This window comes from Frondihabitans cladoniiphilus (genome assembly GCF_039544345.1).
GTDB classification, from domain to species: Bacteria; Actinomycetota; Actinomycetes; order Actinomycetales; family Microbacteriaceae; genus Frondihabitans; species Frondihabitans cladoniiphilus.
On the sequence record NZ_BAABLM010000002.1, the window covers coordinates 479,633 to 496,246 of the forward strand.

Annotated in this window: 14 protein-coding genes; 6 read left to right on the plus strand and 8 right to left on the minus strand. The window is 69.6% G+C overall.

Annotation, left to right across the window (positions count from 1 at the left end; genetic code table 11):
• Positions 1–6: 6 nt before the first annotated feature.
• The 6 genes from ABEA39_RS07280 to ABEA39_RS07305 all read right to left on the minus strand — a co-directional run bounded on the left by ABEA39_RS07280 (position 7) and on the right by ABEA39_RS07305 (position 6,401).
• A complete protein-coding gene (locus ABEA39_RS07280; RefSeq protein WP_345374896.1) occupies positions 7–1,956 on the minus strand; it encodes a thioredoxin domain-containing protein in 1,950 nt (649 codons plus the stop codon).
• 104 nt (positions 1,957–2,060) lie between these two features.
• On the minus strand, positions 2,061–3,659 hold the full coding sequence (locus ABEA39_RS07285; RefSeq protein ID WP_345374899.1) for a long-chain-fatty-acid--CoA ligase: 1,599 nt from the start codon (positions 3,657–3,659) through the stop codon (positions 2,061–2,063).
• A gap of 145 nt (positions 3,660–3,804) precedes the next feature.
• Positions 3,805–4,281, minus strand: a complete 477-nt coding sequence (locus ABEA39_RS07290) for an ArsR/SmtB family transcription factor (RefSeq protein WP_345374901.1) — start codon at positions 4,279–4,281, stop codon at positions 3,805–3,807.
• A 314-nt stretch (positions 4,282–4,595) separates the two neighbouring features.
• Complete coding sequence (locus tag ABEA39_RS07295; protein ID WP_345374903.1) at positions 4,596–5,336, minus strand: hypothetical protein; 741 nt, start codon at positions 5,334–5,336, stop codon at positions 4,596–4,598.
• The gene (locus ABEA39_RS07300; RefSeq protein WP_345374906.1) at positions 5,311–5,898 is read right to left on the minus strand and encodes a hypothetical protein; all 588 of its coding nucleotides are present in this window, start codon (positions 5,896–5,898) and stop codon (positions 5,311–5,313) included. The genes ABEA39_RS07295 and ABEA39_RS07300 overlap by 26 nt, the downstream gene beginning before the upstream one ends.
• Positions 5,895–6,401 (minus strand): hypothetical protein, encoded by a 507-nt coding sequence (locus ABEA39_RS07305; RefSeq protein WP_345374908.1) that lies wholly within the window; start codon positions 6,399–6,401, stop codon positions 5,895–5,897. Before ABEA39_RS07305 ends, ABEA39_RS07300 begins: the two co-directional genes overlap by 4 nt.
• A gap of 133 nt (positions 6,402–6,534) precedes the next feature.
• Here ABEA39_RS07305 and hrpA point away from each other — a divergent pair, with 133 nt between their 5' ends.
• Positions 6,535–10,350: an ATP-dependent RNA helicase HrpA gene (gene hrpA / locus ABEA39_RS07310; protein ID WP_345374911.1), complete on the plus strand. Its 3,816-nt coding sequence runs from the start codon at positions 6,535–6,537 to the stop codon at positions 10,348–10,350.
• Between the two features lie 12 nt (positions 10,351–10,362).
• Here the strand turns inward: hrpA and ABEA39_RS07315 are convergent, their stop codons facing one another.
• Entirely contained in the window at positions 10,363–10,851 is a 489-nt protein-coding gene (locus ABEA39_RS07315; protein ID WP_345374913.1) for a GNAT family N-acetyltransferase, read from the minus strand.
• 30 nt (positions 10,852–10,881) lie between these two features.
• Here ABEA39_RS07315 and ABEA39_RS07320 point away from each other — a divergent pair, with 30 nt between their 5' ends.
• The 5 genes from ABEA39_RS07320 to ABEA39_RS07340 all read left to right on the plus strand — a co-directional run bounded on the left by ABEA39_RS07320 (position 10,882) and on the right by ABEA39_RS07340 (position 15,490).
• The gene (locus tag ABEA39_RS07320) at positions 10,882–11,913 is read left to right on the plus strand and encodes an amidohydrolase family protein (RefSeq protein ID WP_345374915.1); all 1,032 of its coding nucleotides are present in this window, start codon (positions 10,882–10,884) and stop codon (positions 11,911–11,913) included.
• Positions 11,910–13,175 carry a kynureninase gene (locus tag ABEA39_RS07325; protein WP_345374917.1) on the plus strand — a complete coding sequence of 422 codons (1,266 nt, stop codon included), beginning with the start codon at positions 11,910–11,912 and terminating at the stop codon, positions 13,173–13,175. Before ABEA39_RS07320 ends, ABEA39_RS07325 begins: the two co-directional genes overlap by 4 nt.
• Positions 13,172–13,945, plus strand: coding sequence for a class I SAM-dependent methyltransferase (locus ABEA39_RS07330; RefSeq protein WP_345374919.1), 774 nt, complete (start codon positions 13,172–13,174; stop codon positions 13,943–13,945). Before ABEA39_RS07325 ends, ABEA39_RS07330 begins: the two co-directional genes overlap by 4 nt.
• Positions 13,946–14,068: 123 nt before the next feature.
• A complete protein-coding gene (locus ABEA39_RS07335; protein ID WP_345374921.1) occupies positions 14,069–14,260 on the plus strand; it encodes a hypothetical protein in 192 nt (63 codons plus the stop codon).
• A 141-nt stretch (positions 14,261–14,401) separates the two neighbouring features.
• Positions 14,402–15,490: a hypothetical protein gene (locus ABEA39_RS07340; protein WP_345374923.1), complete on the plus strand. Its 1,089-nt coding sequence runs from the start codon at positions 14,402–14,404 to the stop codon at positions 15,488–15,490.
• Between the two features lie 82 nt (positions 15,491–15,572).
• Here the strand turns inward: ABEA39_RS07340 and nrdF are convergent, their stop codons facing one another.
• Positions 15,573–16,568 carry a class 1b ribonucleoside-diphosphate reductase subunit beta gene (nrdF, locus tag ABEA39_RS07345; protein WP_345375313.1) on the minus strand — a complete coding sequence of 332 codons (996 nt, stop codon included), beginning with the start codon at positions 16,566–16,568 and terminating at the stop codon, positions 15,573–15,575.
• Between the last annotated feature and the right edge of the window lie 46 nt (positions 16,569–16,614).

The following is a 16,614-nucleotide window of genomic DNA, read 5'->3' on the forward strand; positions in this document are numbered from 1 at the left end:
TGCGCGTCAGCCCGCCTGCAGCGCCTCCACTGTCGTGACCGGCAGGCGGCAGGCGAAGTCGCGGCAGAGGTAGGCGGTGGCGTGGCCGTCGAGGGCCGTGCGCCCCTCGAACAGCTCGAAGCCCGCGGCGGCCCAGGCAAGGGCCTGCTCAGGCGTGACCACGGCGGCGATGCGACCGGGGCCGGCGAAATCGCGCGCCGCCCGAGCCAGAGGGCCGTCGCGCTCAGCCTCCGGCGCCACGACGACGAGCTGCGTGGCCTCGGCCGCGAGGTCGGCCGCGAGCGACAGGCTGGCCCCGAACGCGATCGGGCTGTCGAGCGCCAGAGCCGTCACGGAGGCCACGGCCCGCGATGCCGCGTCGCGGTGAACGGGGGATGCACTCAGTTGCGAGAGCAGGAACGCCGCAGTGGCCATCGCACTCAGCCCCGACGGGTACGCGCCTTCCGACGGGTCGCGTGAGAGCTGCGTGCCCTGGGCGAGGAGGACCGGGTTGCCGGGCGTGGGCGGGGCGAAGACGCGTGGGTCGGGCGCCCAGGCGCCGGACTTGTCGCCGCTGGGCTCGTTCTCGGGCTCAGTCGTGGGCTCGCCGCCGGGCAGCAGACAGGCGTCGACGAGCGTCCTCGCCTCGACGGCCCAGGCCGCGTCGCCGGTGGCGAGCGCCAGGCGGATCAGACCGGTGGCGAGCATGCCGTAGTCCTCGAGGGTGGCGGGGGCCGCCGACAGGCCGCGGTCGGAACCGGCGCGGAGGAGTTCTCCCGTGGGGGTGCGGTGCTCCGCGAGGAGATGGGCTGCTGCATCCCGCGCTGCTCGGATCCACTCGGGATGCCCGTGCCGCGCACCGGCCTCGGCGAGGGCCCCGATGGCCAGGCCGTTCCAGCCGGTGAGCACCTTGTCGTCGACGGCGGGGGCGGGATGGCGGGCGCGCTCCTCGGCGTCGAGGGCGTACCAGCCGCCCTCGTTCCGGGCGCCGTCGAGGATCGACTCGCTGTCTTGAGCGGAGCCGAAGCCGCCGCTGGGGCGACGGAGGGTGGCAAGGAGGAAGGACGCGATGCCCGTGGTGATCGTGGCGGTGCCCGGTTCGTCGCGGCTACCCCGTTCTTCGCGGCTACCCGGTTCTTCGCGGCGCGAGTACGCGTCGAGCAGCAGGGCGTTGTCGTAGAGCATCCGCTCGTAGTGCGGGTCGTGCCAATCGCGCCTCGTGGCGTAGCGGAAGAAGCCGCCGTCGACGTGGTCGCGGAGCGGGGACGCCGCCATCCCCGCGAGGGTGCGCCCGACCAGGGCGTCCGCCACGGCGTCTCCCCCGGCGGCCCGCTTCACGAGGAGGTTCTGGATCGGCGCGACCGGGAACTTCGGAGCGGCGCCGAAACCCGTGAACTCGCGGTCCTCGTGTTCGGCGAGGAGGGCGACGACGCGCTGCAGGTCGGCCTCGGTCGGCAGGGTCGTCGAGTCCGACGTCGGCTGGGCCGCGAGCGCCCCCTGGATCTCGGCGGCCGTCGTCTCGACCTCGCCCCGGCGGCTCGTCCAGGCGTCGGTCACGGCGTCGAGGACCTGCGTGAACGACGGGTGCCCCTGTACGGGCGTCGGCGGGTAGTAGGTGCCGGCGTAGAAGGCCCGGCCCTCGGGCGTGACGAAGACGGTCAGCGGCCAGCCGAGATTGCCGGTGAAGGCCGAGGCGGCCGCGAGATACGAGGCGTCGACGTCGGGATGCTCCTCCCGATCGACTTTGACGGCCACGAACCGGTCGTTCAGATGCTCGGCCAGCTCGGGATCGCTGAAGCTCTCGCGAGCCATCACATGGCACCAGTGGCAGGTCGAGTAACCGATCGAGACGAGGACCGGCACGTCCCGCCGCCGCGCCTCGACGAAAGCCGCCTCGCCCCACGGCTGCCAGGCGACGGGATTGTCGGCGTGGCTGCGGAGGTACGGGCTGATCGAGTCGGCGAGGGCGTTGGGCACGTCGCCCACGCTAGACCGGCCGCGGGGACGGGGTCAGGTCCTCGTTCCCGCGGCCGGTGGCTCTGCGACGGCGGCTGTACGTCGCTCCGGGTCTGCGTCGCCTTCTAGGCGTGGACGGGTGCCGGTGCCTCGGTGCTCGCGAACTGCTTCACGAGCTCGCGCTTGAGGATCTTGCCGCTGGGGCCGAGGGGCAGGGCATCGACCACGTGGATCACCCGGGGGAACTTGTAGGCGGCGATTTCGTCGCTCACGAAGTGGATCAACTCGTCGGGGGTCACCGTCGCCCCGGGACGGAGCACGACAGCGGCCTCGATCTCCTGGCCGTGCAGCTCGTGCGGCACCCCGAAGACGGCGGCCATGGTGACGTCGGGATGCGCGGCCAGCACCTCTTCCACCTGGCGGGGGTACACGTTGTAGCCGTTGCGGATGATCATGTCCTTGGTGCGGTCGACGATCGTGAGGTAGCCGTCGTCGTCCTTCGTCCCGAGGTCGCCGGTGCGGAACCAGCCGTCGACGATGGCCTTCGCCGTGTCGTCGGGGCGGTTGAGGTAGCCGCTCATCAGGTTGTGGCCACGGATCACGAGCTCTCCGATCGAGCCGTTGGGCATCAGCACGATCCGGTCGTCGACGCTCGAATCGGCGATCTCGACGTCGACGCCCCAGATGGCGGTGCCGATGGTGCCGGGGCGTGGCGTGACGCCGACGTGGTTGAAGCAGGCGACGGGCGAAGTCTCGGTGAGGCCGTAGCCCTCGTGGATCTCGGCGCCGTAGACCTCGCGGAACCGGTCGATGATCGCGACCGGCAGCGCTGCCCCGCCCGAGATGGCGTAACGGAGGTCGGGTCGTTCTTCGGTGCGCGTCGCCGCGTCGAGGAGGGCCATGTACATCGTGGGCACGCCCATGAAGACGTCGCAGCCCTGCTCGATCATCACCCGCAGAGCCGTGTCGCCGTCGAACTTCGGCACCATGACGACGGTCGCACCGGCTCGGAAGGCCGTGTTCATCGTGCAGGTCTGCCCGAAGGTGTGGAACAGCGGGAGCGCCCCCAGGACCTTGTCGCCGGAGCTCATCTTGAAGGTCGACATGAGGAGCACGTTCACCTGCTCGATCAGCGCGAAGTGGGAGCCCTCGGCCCCCTTCGGCTGGCCCGTCGTCCCGCTGGTGTACAGGATCGTGGCGGTGTCGAACGGGTTGCGCGGCACGTACGTGTCGATCGGCTCGGCCGCTTCGGCGAGCGCTTCGAGACGATCGAACGGCAGCTCGCTGTGCTCGGGCGCCAGCACGGTGACGACGTCGACGCCCGCGAGCCCGGCACCGGCGGCGCCCTCGGCGAGGAGCGGTGCGGCGCAGACGAGCATCGTCGAGCCGGAGTCCTGCAGCACGTACTCGATCTCGTGCTGCTTGAGCAGCGCGTGGATCGGGACGGCCACGGCACCGAGGGCGAGGATCGCGTAGTACACCCGGGGGAAGTCGGCGACGTTGGGGATGAGCATGGCGACCTTGCTGCCGGGCGTCACCCCCTTGAGCCGGAGTGCTCCGGCGTAGGCGCGGGTCTCGTCCCAGAGCTGTCGGTAGCTCGTACTCTGCGGTCCGACGACCACGGCGATCTCGTCGGGGAACCGGTCGGCCGACTCCTTGAGGATGGCCGCGACCGAAGCGGTGGCCTGGGTGGTAGGAGCTGTTCGGGTTTCGGGGGTGCTCATCGGCTTCCTCTGCGTCGTCGTTGACGGCCCGGGAGTGTCAGCTCGTCGGGCGCGAGTGATGCTCGAATCATACGTTCGCATCCGGCTGCCGTCACCAGGAACTTCCCGCTTTCGTCGCCGGCCGTGCTGACTCCGCTCCCGCTGTTCAGTCGAACCCGGCACCGCCGTCCGCGTCGTCGGACTCCTCGCTCCGTCCGATGCCGCGGTCGGCCGTGTTGACGCGCGCCCGCCCTCTCATCCCCCGACGCCCTGGTATCGACACGAGAGGAAGGCCCCAGTTCTTCGAGGTCTCGTCCGCGAGGTCCATGTCGCCCAACGCTCGATAGGGATCACCTTCCTCCCATGCCCGGTGGAGTCCTCCCACTGGTTCGTCGATGAGGTCCAGCCAGTCGTCTCGAAGGGCGTACCAGCGTTGCGGGTCGTGGCGGATCAGCCGGACGAACCCCGACGCGCGAAGGGTGCCGAGATGCCGGGAGACGGCGCTCCAGCCGACCTGGAAGCGATCGAACACCATGAGCGCGAGGTCGCCCGACGAGGCAGGCCCCCAGCACAGGAGCTCGATGAGGTAAAGGCGGACGGGCTCGGCCAGGATCTGGAACGGCGACAGGCTGCGTGCAGGCATGAGTCGAGGGTGCCCGTCGACAGAGCGTCTGTCGTCGGCTCATGCGGCATCTGTGGAGAGCGGGAGCGGGCGTGGTGGTTGTGGAGAGCAGGCGGGCTGGACGGGCGGCCGGGTTTGATTTTCGTTGATTGACTCCGGAGTCAATCAAGGAATTTCGCACTGCATCTCCGGGCGACCCCCTCGAGAGGTGCGCCCGAGTGAGCGGCAGAGCAGGCCAGCGCAGACCAACGGGGCGCCACATGAGCGGCCACCAGCAGACCGTGTGACGGCACGGCATGTGACAGCGGGGCTGAGGCTGAGCCCGAGCGCGGGGGTCAGGGAGTCGAGTCGCGGTAGCGGCGGTAGGCGCGAGCGACGGTGTGACGGGCGCGGACGGTCTGCGGACCGAGCCAGGGCCAGGCGAGGGCGGCGCCGGCCAGGATTCCGGCTACGGCGAGCACGAGTGCGGCCGGCGCGTACCACGGCACCAGGAAGACGAGGCCACCGGGAGTGACCAGGTGGAGGACGACACCGGCGTCCAGCAGGAGATCTCTCAGCACCGGCAGAGCGAGCACCGCGGCGACGACTCCGACCGCCCACCGCACCCGACGGTCCGCTCCCGGTGTCCGGGCGAGAAGAACGGCCGCCACGACGGCCAGAACGACCTGCATCACCTGGACGCCGACCATCACATTCGAGAAGAGGCGGAAACCGGGCGAGGTCACCAGCGCGAGGGCATCGACGCCCGGGCCCGAGACCACGGCGGTCGTGATCCTGGACTCCAGCGCCAACGCCAGCCCGATGGCCCCTGCACCGATGAGCAGCCCGGCGATGAGTTCGGCCCGGACGCCCCGGCTGCGGACGACGGACGGACGGAGAAGCACGAACCCGACGAGGAGGGCGAGCGCGCCGGCGATCTGGAGGTCTCCACCTCCGATCGGCAGACCACCCGTCAGAGGGCGGCCGGCGAGGATCAGGTCGATGACGAAGGCGACCGCCACGGCGGCACCGGCGACCACCGTGCGGCTCGGCGCCGCACGGAACGGCTTGTCAGAAGGTCTCGACGTCGTCGTCATGCCGATCATCGTGCCACGGCAGCTCGCCGTCGAGGAAGCCCAGAGTTCGATCCCGATAGCGTTCGTCGAGCCGCTTGCCCGCCTCCGATCGCGCGAAGAGCCTCGCCCGCGAGTGCCTCACCGGTTCGATACTGCGGGCGTCCCAGGCAGCGTCGAGAGCCAGTCGGCAGTCCTGGGCCTGCTCCTCGTCGCCCATGGCCTCCAGCAGAGCGAGGTGCCGCGCGATCTCCGTGTTGCGCCAGCGGTACTCGTCCTCGCTGCGCGCCACGATGATCCCCCGGTCGTTCCGTCGGGCGAAGCCGGTGTGGACGAGTCCTTCCAGCCGCTGCTCGACCTCCGCGCTGGTGAGCGGGAGCCCCAGGCGGGCGCAGACGCTCTCGTGGAACACGGGCAGGGCCTCGACCCCGTCGAGAAGCAGGTTGATCAGGTGCACGTTGACGGGACTCACCATGATCACGAGGCCTTGTATCGCTGATTCGGGCGTGCCGTAGGGAATGGGAACCGACCCGTTCTCCCAGGGGCGTTCGGAGAAGCGGAACCGACCACGCGTGCTGGTGCTCATCGTGCGGGCTCGGGCTCGGGTGCCGACTCGGACGCGAGTGCCGACTCGAGCGACGGCTGGCCCAGGTCGCCGGCCGCGACGCGCGCGGCGTGCCGGAGACCCGCTTCGGAGACCTGGAAGGCCCCGGCGGCCCAGCGTCTTGCGGACAACCAACTGCCGGCGCTCCGACTCGCGGAGAACGCGTCGAGGATGTCCTCGGCCTGTTCGTGGTCGCCCTCGTCGTGCAGCCAGTCGACCTGGTCGAGGAAGGCGGCGCACCGGTCGGCGAAATCGGCCGCCCCGCGATCGGCGACGCGGCCCTTGCCGGTGCGGGAGACGTAGCCGATGCCGACGAGACCGTCGAGCGTCTCCGCGGCCCTGGACGTCGCGATGCCGAGGCGCTCGGCCGTGAGGGCGGCGATCTCCGCCTCCGAGGTGAGCCCTTCGTGGACGAACTCGAGGAGGGAGAGGCAGACGGGGTCGGTGAACACGTACAGGGCTTGGATGCCGTCAGGAGAAGTCATGGGACGAGGATGACCTGCGACGCGGCTGCCGGACGGGCCCGAGTATCCCCCTGTGGAGAACTCGTCATCGAGGTACGCCTGTGGAGAAGGCAACAGGAACCGCGGAGACAGCGCACCTAAAATTGGTGACCTCATGACAACCACGACGCCCAGCGCGCTGCCTCCCATCGTCTTCCCGCCCGAGCTGCCCGTCAGCCAGCGGCGCGACGACATCGCGAGCGCCATCCGCGACAATCAGGTGGTCATCGTGGCGGGGGCCACCGGCTCGGGCAAGACGACCCAGTTGCCCAAGATCTGCCTCGAGCTCGGGCGCGAGATGATCGGCCACACGCAGCCCCGGCGCATCGCGGCGCGGACGGTCGCCGAGCGCATCGCCGACGAACTCGGCGGCGAGGTCGGCGGTCTCGTCGGCTATCAGGTGCGCTTCACCGACGAGGTCGGGCCGGAGACCCGCATCAAGCTGATGACCGACGGCATCCTGCTCAACGAGATCCACTTCGACCGCGATCTGAAGCGGTACGACACGATCATCATCGACGAGGCCCACGAACGCAGCCTCACCATCGACTTCCTCATCGGCTACTTCAAGCAGCTGCTGCCTCGGCGTCCCGACCTCAAGCTCATCATCACCAGCGCGACGATCGACCCTCAGTCGTTCTCCCGCCACTTCGACGACGCTCCGATCATCGAGGTGTCCGGGCGCACCTACCCGGTCGAGATCCGCTACCGCCCGCTCGTCGCCGACAGCGAGACGGAGGGCGACACCGACGTCGACGACGAGACGGACGACGACGACAGCGGCCGAGGAGGCGGCGGGCGTCGCGAACGGCCCGACGACAAGGACTACCTGCAGGGCATCAACGAGGGGCTCGACGAGTTGGCCCGCGAGAGCGACGGCGACGTGCTCGTGTTCCTCTCCGGCGAGAACGAGATCCGCGACGCCGAGGAGTCCATCCGGGGCCGAAACCTGCCCTTCACCGAGGTGCTCCCGCTCTACGGGCGTCTGAGCGCAGCCGACCAGCACCGCGTGTTCGAGAGCAAGCGCACGGCCGGCACGAGGCGGCGCATCGTCCTCGCCACCAACGTCGCCGAGACGAGCCTGACGGTCCCGGGCATCCGGTACGTCATCGACGCCGGCACGGCCCGCATCAGCCGTTATTCGACCCGTGCCAAGGTGCAGCGTCTTCCGATCGAGGCGATCTCGCAGGCGAGCGCCAACCAGCGCTCCGGCCGCTCGGGCCGCACGAGCGACGGCATCGCGATCCGCCTCTACTCCGAACAGGACTTCACCAAGAGGCCCGAGTTCACCGAACCCGAGATCCTCCGCACGAACCTCGCCGCCGTTATTCTGCAGATGATCTCGCTGGGCCTCGGCGACATCGCTGCCTTCCCGTTCCTCCAGCCACCGGACAGCCGCGGTATCAAAGACGGCCTCGACCTCCTCCGCGAGCTCACCGCCGTCGACGCCGACGGCCGCATCACCCGCATCGGCAAGCAGATCACGCGTCTTCCGATCGACCCGCGGCTCGCCCGAATGGTGCTCGAGTCGAAGCAGCACGGCACCACCCGCGAAGTCATGGCCATCGTGTCCGCGCTGAGCATCCAGGACCCCCGCGAACGGCCCCTCGAGCGCCGACCGCAGGCCGACCAGCAGCATGCACGCTTCACCGACCCCTCCGGCGACTTCCTCACGTTCCTCAACCTCTGGAACTACTTGGAGGAGAAGCAGAAGGAGCTCGGTTCGAGTGCCTTCCGCCGGCTCTGCAAGAGCGAGTACCTCAACTACCTGCGCATCCGCGAATGGCAAGACGTCTACCGCCAGCTGGTCCGGGCGTCGAAGCCCCTCGGCCTCCACCTCGGCGACCCGAAGGCCAATCCCGACGGCGTCCACAAGTCGCTGCTTGCGGGGCTGCTCAGCCAGATCGGCTTGAAAGACCTCCAGAAGAAGGACTACGTCGGGGCCCGCCAATCGCGATTCGTCGTCTTCCCCGGCAGCGCGCTCGCCAAGAAGCAGCCGAACGCGATCATGAGCGCCGAACTCGTCGAGACGAGCCGTCTCTTCGCGCGCGTCAACGGCGCCATCGACCCGGCCTGGGCCGCCCCGATCGCCGGCGATCTGGTCAAGCGGAGCCACTCCGAGCCCCACTGGGAGAAGAAGCAGGGGGCCGTCGTCGCGTTCGAGCGCGTCACCCTCTACGGGGTCCCGATCATCCCCCGCCAGCGCGTGCAGTTCTCGCGAATCGACCCCGTCTACGCCCGAGAGCTCTTCATCCGACATGCCCTGGTCGAGGGCGACTGGGAGAGCCACCAGAAGTTCCAGCAGCAGAACGACGCCCTGATCGACGAGCTGACGGAGCTCGAAGAGCGCACCCGGCGACGCGACATCCTCGTCGACGGCGACGCGGTTTTCGAGTTCTACCACCGTCGGGTTCCGGCCGACGTCAGCAGCATGCGCAGCTTCGAGGGCTGGTGGAAGAAGGCGCGCGTCGCCACCCCCGACCTCCTCACGATGAGCGCCGAAGACCTCCTGGGCGAAGACGAGCCCGAGGTCGACGAAGACGCCTACCCGTCGATCTGGCAGCAGGACGACCAGAAGCTCACCCTGCGGTACCGGTTCGAGCCCGGTTCCCACGACGACGGCGTCACGGTGCTCGTCCCGCTTCCGCTGCTCGCCCGCCTCCGGCCCGAGGGGTTCGACTGGCTCGTGCCGGCCTTCCGCGATGAACTCGTCACGGCTCTGATCAAGTCCCTTCCGAAGCAGATCCGCAAGAACGTCGTGCCCGCCGCCGACTGGGCGAAGAAGATCACGGCCGAGCTCCCGGCCGAAGCTCCGACAGATGCCCGGGTTCCGTTCACCGCGACGGTCGCCGAGGTCGTCAAACGGCTCTCCTACACGCCCGTCACGGCCGACGACTTCGACGTGACGAGGCTCCCCGGCCACCTGCGCATGACCTTCGCCGTCGTCGACGAAGAGGGCCGTGTCGTCGGCATCGACAAAGATCTGGCCACCCTGCAGCGCGAGCTCAAGCGAGACACGCGCGCCAGCGTGGCGAGAGCGACCGAGACGCCGACCGTCACCATTCAGCGCGACGGCATCACGAAATGGGACTTCGACGACCTCCCGACCGTGCTCGACACGAAGCACGGCGACACCACCGTTCGCGCCTATCCCGCGCTGGTCGACGAGGGCTCCTCGGTGTCGATCCAGCTCATGGCCACGGCCGCCGATCAGGCCCTCGCCACGCCGAGAGGCGTGCGCCGGCTCCTGATGCTGGCCGTCCCCTCCCCGATCGCCTACGTGCAGCAGCACCTCACGGCGCCCGAGAAGCTCATCCTCGCCACGAGTCCCTACCAGAACACGGCAGCCCTGTTCGCCGACTGCCTCACCGCAGTCGTCGACGACGTCCTCTTCCGGGTCAAGCCGCAGGGGCTCGTCTTCACGAAGAAGGAGTTCGAGACGGTCCGCGACAGGGTATCCGCCGCCGTCATGGACAGCATGTTCCAGACCGTCTCACTCGTCGCTCGCACCCTCACCGCCACCCGCGACGCCGACAAGGCCCTGAAGCAGGCGACGAACATCTCCCTCCTGCCGGCGTTGACCGACGCTCGAGAACAGCGCGACCGTCTGGTCTTCCCCGGCTTCGTCTCCGCCACGGGTCTCGCTCAACTGCAGCGGGTGCCGGTCTACCTCGTGGGCATCCAGCGCCGCATCACGAAGCTGCTCGAGAACCCGGCCCGCGACCGCGCGTGGATGGTCGAGGTGCAGCAGGCGACGACCCGGTACGTCGATGCCGGGGGCACATTCCCACCGCGGCCCGAGCATCCCACGCCCCTGGTCCGTGCTCGGTGGATGCTGGAGGAGTTCCGCCTCAGCCTGTTCGCCCAAGACCTCCGGCCGGCCGAGTCGGTGTCGCTGCAGCGGATCGTGAAGGTGCTGGCCTCGGCCTGACGGAGGCGACGCTCAGAGTTTCCGGTACATCACCTCGAGGCCGACGAACCCGAGCGACGGATGCTCGAACGCTTCGGGCACCGTCGCCAGCGTCTCGAAGCCGAGCGAGTGCCAGAGCGCGACCGCTCGGGTGTTGGTCGCGACGACGGCGTTGAACTGCATGCTGCGGTAACCGGCGTCGCGGGCGGCGACGAGCACGTGCTCGCCCAGCGCCCGACCCACGCCCCGACCCGCTGCCGACGACGAGACCATGAACGAGGCCGTGGCGACGTGACTGCCCCGCCCGTCGCGGTTCGGACCGAATTTCGCGGAACCGAGGATGCCCGCCCCCTCGTCGTCCACCGCCACGACGACCTCGAACCCCGGTGCGAACCAGAGCGGCCGCGCCTCATCCGCCTCGAGCCCCGTCGGCAGCGCGTAGGTCTCGCCGGCCTCGACGATCTCGCGGAAGAACGGCCAAATGCCGGGCCAGTCGGCCTCGGTCGCAGGTCGGATGAGCATGTCCCCACGCTAGCGGGGCAGGATGGCAGCATGACGACGCACTCCGGGACGACCGCACTCGTGGCCGTCGACGAAGCCTGGTTCGGATCGTGGCGCGGCCCGAGCATCCTCCGTCTCACGAATGGGCTGATCTCGTACGACGGCCCGGCCGACGCCTCCGATCGCGGCGTGCCCCGCCTCGACGGCACCGTGCTCGCCCCCTTCACCGACTCGCACGTCCACCTCGGTCTGATCGATGCCGCGCGGCTCCCGGGCGGTGGCATCTCGCGCGTGGTGGACCTCGGCTGGGATCCCGCAGTCGCCTCCACCTGGCTGGCCCCCCGCCCGTCCTGGCCCGACGTTGCCCTCGCCGGAGGCCTCCTCGGCGCCCCCGACGGCTACCCGTCGAGAAGCGGCTGGGCCCCGCCCGAGGCGGCGCTCCCCGTCTCGACTGCTTCCGACGCCGAACGCGTCCTCTCCGAGATGCGAGACCTCGGGGCGACCGTGGCGAAGATCAGCCTCAACGCCGAGGCCGGCCCGGTCTGGGACGACGCAGTGCTCGCCGCCGTCGTCGACATCGCCCACGCCCTCGCGCTGCCCGTCGCCGCCCATGTCCAGGGCCGCGGCCAGGCCGCGCGCGCCCTCACCGCCGGAGTCGACCTGTTCGCCCACACCCCGTTCTCGGAGAAGCTCACCGACGACCTCATCGAGCGCCTCGCCGAGGCCACCACCTGGATCTCCACCCTCGACATCCACGGTCACGGGGCCGGCGGCCGCACCTTCCGCCTGGCCGTCGACAACCTGCGTCGCTTCCACGCGGCGGGTGGTCGCGTCCGGTACGGCACCGACCTCGGCAACGGCCCCCTCCCGGTGGGGCTCAACGGGCGCGAACTCGACGCGTTGCGAACCGCCGGCCTCGACGGGGATGCCCTGCTCACCTCCCTCGTCGCCACCGACGCCGACGAACCCTCCCGCCGGCTCACGTTCGTGCCGACACCCCGTCCTCCCGCAGGCGAGCTCATCCCCTGGCTCCTCACCGCCACCGCCCCGACCGCCGACGATCTGCTGGAGCGCCTCCGATGACCCTCGACACCGCCGCCCCTGGCGACTATGCCGCGGACGGCACGGATCCCGCGGTGCTCGACGCGGCTGATCCTCTCGCATCCTTCCCGCCGCGGTTCCTGCCCAGCGACGACGTCGTCTCCTACCTCGACGGCAACTCCCTCGGCCGGCCCCTCGCCGCGACGCTCGGACGGCTCGACCGCTTCGTCCGCCACGACTGGGGCTCTCGGCTGATCCGGTCCTGGGACGAGCAGTGGATGGACCTGCCGACGACGCTCGGCGACCGCATCGGCGCCCTCTGCCTCGGAGCCGCCCCCGGCCAGACCGTGGTCGCCGACTCCACGACGGTCCTCCTCTACAAGGCGATCCGCGCCGCCCTCGACTTCGGGCAGCGGTCCGGCCGCAGCGAGATCGTGATCGACGACGACCAGTTCCCGACCGACCGCTTCGTGGTCGAGGGCATCGCCGAAGAGCGTGGGGCGACCATCCGCTGGATCCACGTCGACAAGACCCTCGGCGTCACACCCGACCTGCTCGCGCCCGTCGTCGGCCCCTCGACCGCCGTGGTGGTCGTCAACCACATCTCCTACCGCTCCGGCTTCCTGGCCGATCTCGCCGAGGTGACCCGGGTCGTCCACGAGGCCGGCGCCCTGATCGTCTGGGATCTCTGCCACTCCACCGGCGTCGTCCCGATCGAGCTCGACGCGGCAGGCGTCGACTTCGCCGTGGGATGCACGTACAAATACTTGAACGGAGGGCCCGGCGCCCCGGCCCTCGCCTATGTCGCGACCCGCCTGCTCGACGAGCTCGCGCAACCGATCCAGGGCTGGATGGGGGCCGCCGACGTGTTCTCGATGGCCCCCGCGTACGAACCGGCCCCGAGCATCCGCCGGTTCCTCAGCGGGACTCCGCCGATCCTCGGGATGCTGGCCATGCAGGACATGCTCGACGCCATCGAGGAGGCCGGCATCGAGGCGATCCGTGCGAAGTCGCTCGCGTTGACGGACTACGCCTTCGCGCTGGCCGACGCCTGGCTCGTCCCGCTCGGCGTGAAGACGGCGACACCGAGAGAGCGGGGGATGCGCGGAAGTCACGTCACCCTGACCCACCCGTCCTTCCGCGAGGTGACGGCCCTGCTCTGGCAGCAGGGCGTGGTCCCCGACTTCCGCGGACCCGACGCCCTGCGGATCGGACTCTCGCCCCTGTCGACCACGTTCGTCGAGGTGCAGGTCGGCGTGGCCGCGATCCGGGATGCCCTGCTGACCCTCGAGGAGGAATCATGACCACGACCGGAGACGCCTTCGAAGACGACCAGCGTCACGAACTCCACGCCACGTCGTTCGGCGGAGCGGCCCAGGCGTACGAGCGCGGCCGTCCGTCGTACCCGGCCGAGGCCGTCGACTGGCTCCTGCCGGCGGGCGCCGCTCATGTGGTCGATCTCGGTGCGGGCACGGGCAAGCTGACCCGGCTGTTGGTCGACCGCGTGGCCGACGTGACCGCGGTGGAACCGTCCGAGGGGATGCGCTTCGAGCTCATCCGCGCGGTACCCGGCGTGCAGGTGCTGCCGGGGTCCGCCGAACGGTTGCCCCTCGATGGCGAGAGCACCGACGCCGTGCTGGCCGCTCAAGCGTGGCACTGGGTGGACCCGGCGCGCGCCGTACCGGAGGTCGCGCGCATCCTGCGCCCCGGCGGCACTCTCGGTCTGGTCTGGAACATCCGCGACCGCTCGGCACCGTGGGTCGACGAGTTCGAGCGCATCATCGGGTCCGCCTCGGGCAGCGACATCGAATCGGACGCCCCGGTCGTCGGCGCTCCCTTCGGGCCGATCGAGCGGCGCGACTTCCCCTGGGTCGACTCGATCACGCCCGACGACCTCGTCGCCCTCGTCGAGTCGCGGAGCTACGTCATCACCCTGTCGCACGCCGACCGGGTCGCCGTGCTCGACGACGTGCGGCGTCTGCTCGAAACCCATCCCGCGCTGGCCGGGCGCTCGACGGTCGACGTGCCGTACGTGGCGCGGTGCTCGCGGGCGGTGCTGCTGCCCTCGACCTGACTCCGCGCTGCCGCAAATCGCGAGCGATCCGCGCGCCCGCGCACTGCCGGCCCCGAGTTCTCGCGGGCCGCCGGTGGGATCGCTCGACATGTGCGGCAGGGACAGGGCCGATAGGGTCGTGGGATGCACCTCCGCCGTGGTCTCGCCTGGTCCGGCATCGTCGTCGTGGTGCTGTTGTTCGTCGGCATCGGCATCGTCGCCGCCCTCGTCGCGGGTCACCAGGTGACCGTGCAGAACCGTCCGCCGGCCACGAGCTCCACCCCCTCCCCCTCGGTCACGCCGACGCCGTCCGTCACCCCGACGCCGACGTCGTGATCCCGCCCCCGAACAGGGGAATGCGGCGACCCATCGGACACTCCTAGATTCATTCCGCGGGGGGCGCCGATCACAGCTGCCTTCTCGCGCACCCTGGCGGTCACGCCGACCCGAGCCCGAAGAAGGTCCCCTCTCTTGACGATGGATCACGTCCAAGACCCCCAGTTCGCCACCCCCGTCGCGCCGACGCCGTTGCCGCTCCGTTTCTCGGCCCCTCCGGGTTGGCCGAGGCCGAGCGTCGACTGGCTCGCCGCGAACCAGGGCTGGGACCCGCCCGCCGGCTGGACCCCCGCACCCGGCGTCGCCCCGGCCCCCGTGGGCTGGGTCTGGTGGACCCGAGACGAGGTCGGCTGGAAACGCGCCACGGGTGCCATCCGTACGGCGTTCCTCCGCCGCATCATCGTCGCCGCGTCCGTCTCCGTGATCGGCATCGCCCTGACGGTCGCCACGCTCACCTTGCACACGACGTTCGTGTTCGTCGCCTGGGGGGCGATTATCTTCGGCCCGGTGACCGTGATCCGCAACCTCGTGGCACTCCGACGCGCGAACGCCGCCTTCCTCGTCTCCATCCGAGGCAAGGCGGCCGAAGTGCGCCAGACGCTCGACACCACGACCTACAGCAGCTACCTGGCAGGGAATCCCCCCGAGCCCCTGCCCTTCGACGCCTTCCTGGCCCAGCGCTCGGGGGAGGCCTGGTCGTTTACGGGCGTGTGGCCGCTGACTCAGAACCATCTCGGCGTCACCGACCAGTTCGCCTTCCCGGCTCCCCCGACCTCCAAGGCGCGGACCGTCAGCACCGTCGTGTTCGCGGGGATCGCTGCCGTGGTGCTGATCGGCATCGTCGTGACGAGCGTGGGAGCCGCGCACACGGGCTCGTCGACGGCTTCGGTCGTTCGCGGCGACGGCGGCACCTCCGCCTCCGGCCCTGCCGACGTGCAGGCATTGCCTGCGGGCGACCGCGACTTCACGACGACTTTCCTCGACGAGGACGCCTCCAGTACCGCGACCTGCAATGCGGACTACTGCTGGGGCGTCCGCATCACCTCGAAGTCGACCTGCACGAAGGCGGAGATCGTGATGGAGTTCTCCCCCACGAAGACCGGCGAGCCCACCCGGCACGAGTCCTACATCCTGCCCCTGAAGAACGGGACGGGCGACATCGCCGCGGCAGCGCTCGACCGCACGGAGAACTACGCCGACATCGCCGACTCGTGGTGCCTCGCGAGCTGACCGGCGAAAGCGCAGCGCACCTCGGCCCGCGGACGACGAAGGGCACCGGCCGCAGCCGGTGCCCTTCTGTCGGCGACGAGGCCTAGAAGTCCCAGTCCTCGTCTTCGGTCGACTCCGCCTTGCCGATCACGTACGACGAACCCGACCCGGAGAAGAAGTCGTGGTTCTCGTCGGCGTTCGGCGACAGGGCCGACAGGATCGCCGGGTTCACGTCGGTCGTCTCCTTCGGGAACATCGGCTCGTAGCCCAGGTTCATCAGCGCCTTGTTGGCGTTGTAGTGCAGGAACTTCTTGACGTCCTCGGTCAGGCCGACGCCGTCGTAGAGGTCTTGCGTGTACTGGATCTCGTTCTCGTAGAGCTCGAAGAGGAGGTTGAACGTGTAGTCCTTGATCTCCTGCTTGCGCTCGTCCGAGGCCCCTTCGAGCCCCTTCTGGAACTTGTAGCCGATGTAGTAACCGTGCACGGCCTCGTCACGGATGATGAGGCGGATCAGGTCGGCCGTGTTGGTGAGCTTCGCCCGCGACGACCAGTACATCGGCAGGTAGAAGCCGCTGTAGAAGAGGAACGACTCGAGCAGGGTCGAGGCGACCTTGCGCTTCAGCGGGTCGTCGCCCGTGTAGTAGTCGAGGACGATCTGGGCCTTCTTCTGCAGGTTGACGTTCTCGGTCGACCAGCGGAAGGCGTCGTCGATCTCGGGCGTCGAGGCCAAAGTCGAGAAGATCGACGAGTAGCTCTTGGCGTGCACCGACTCCATGAACGCGATGTTCGTGTAGACGGCCTCTTCGTGCGACGTGATGGCGTCGGGGATGAGGCTGATCGCGCCGACGGTGCCCTGGATCGTGTCGAGCAGGGTGAGACCGGTGAACACGCGCATGGTGAGCTGCTGCTCGGCCGGCGTCAGGGTGTTCCACGACTGCACGTCGTTCGACAGCGGGATCTTCTCGGGCAGCCAGAAGTTGTTGACGAGACGGTTCCAGACCTCCACGTCTTTGTCGTCCTGGATGCGGTTCCAGTTGATCGCCTGCACGGCCTGGATGAGCGGGATGCTCTTGCCTGTGGCGTGGACCGGGTCGGTCATGGTCATTCGGTGTCCTGAATTCGTAACGGATCGATGAGTGCGGTGG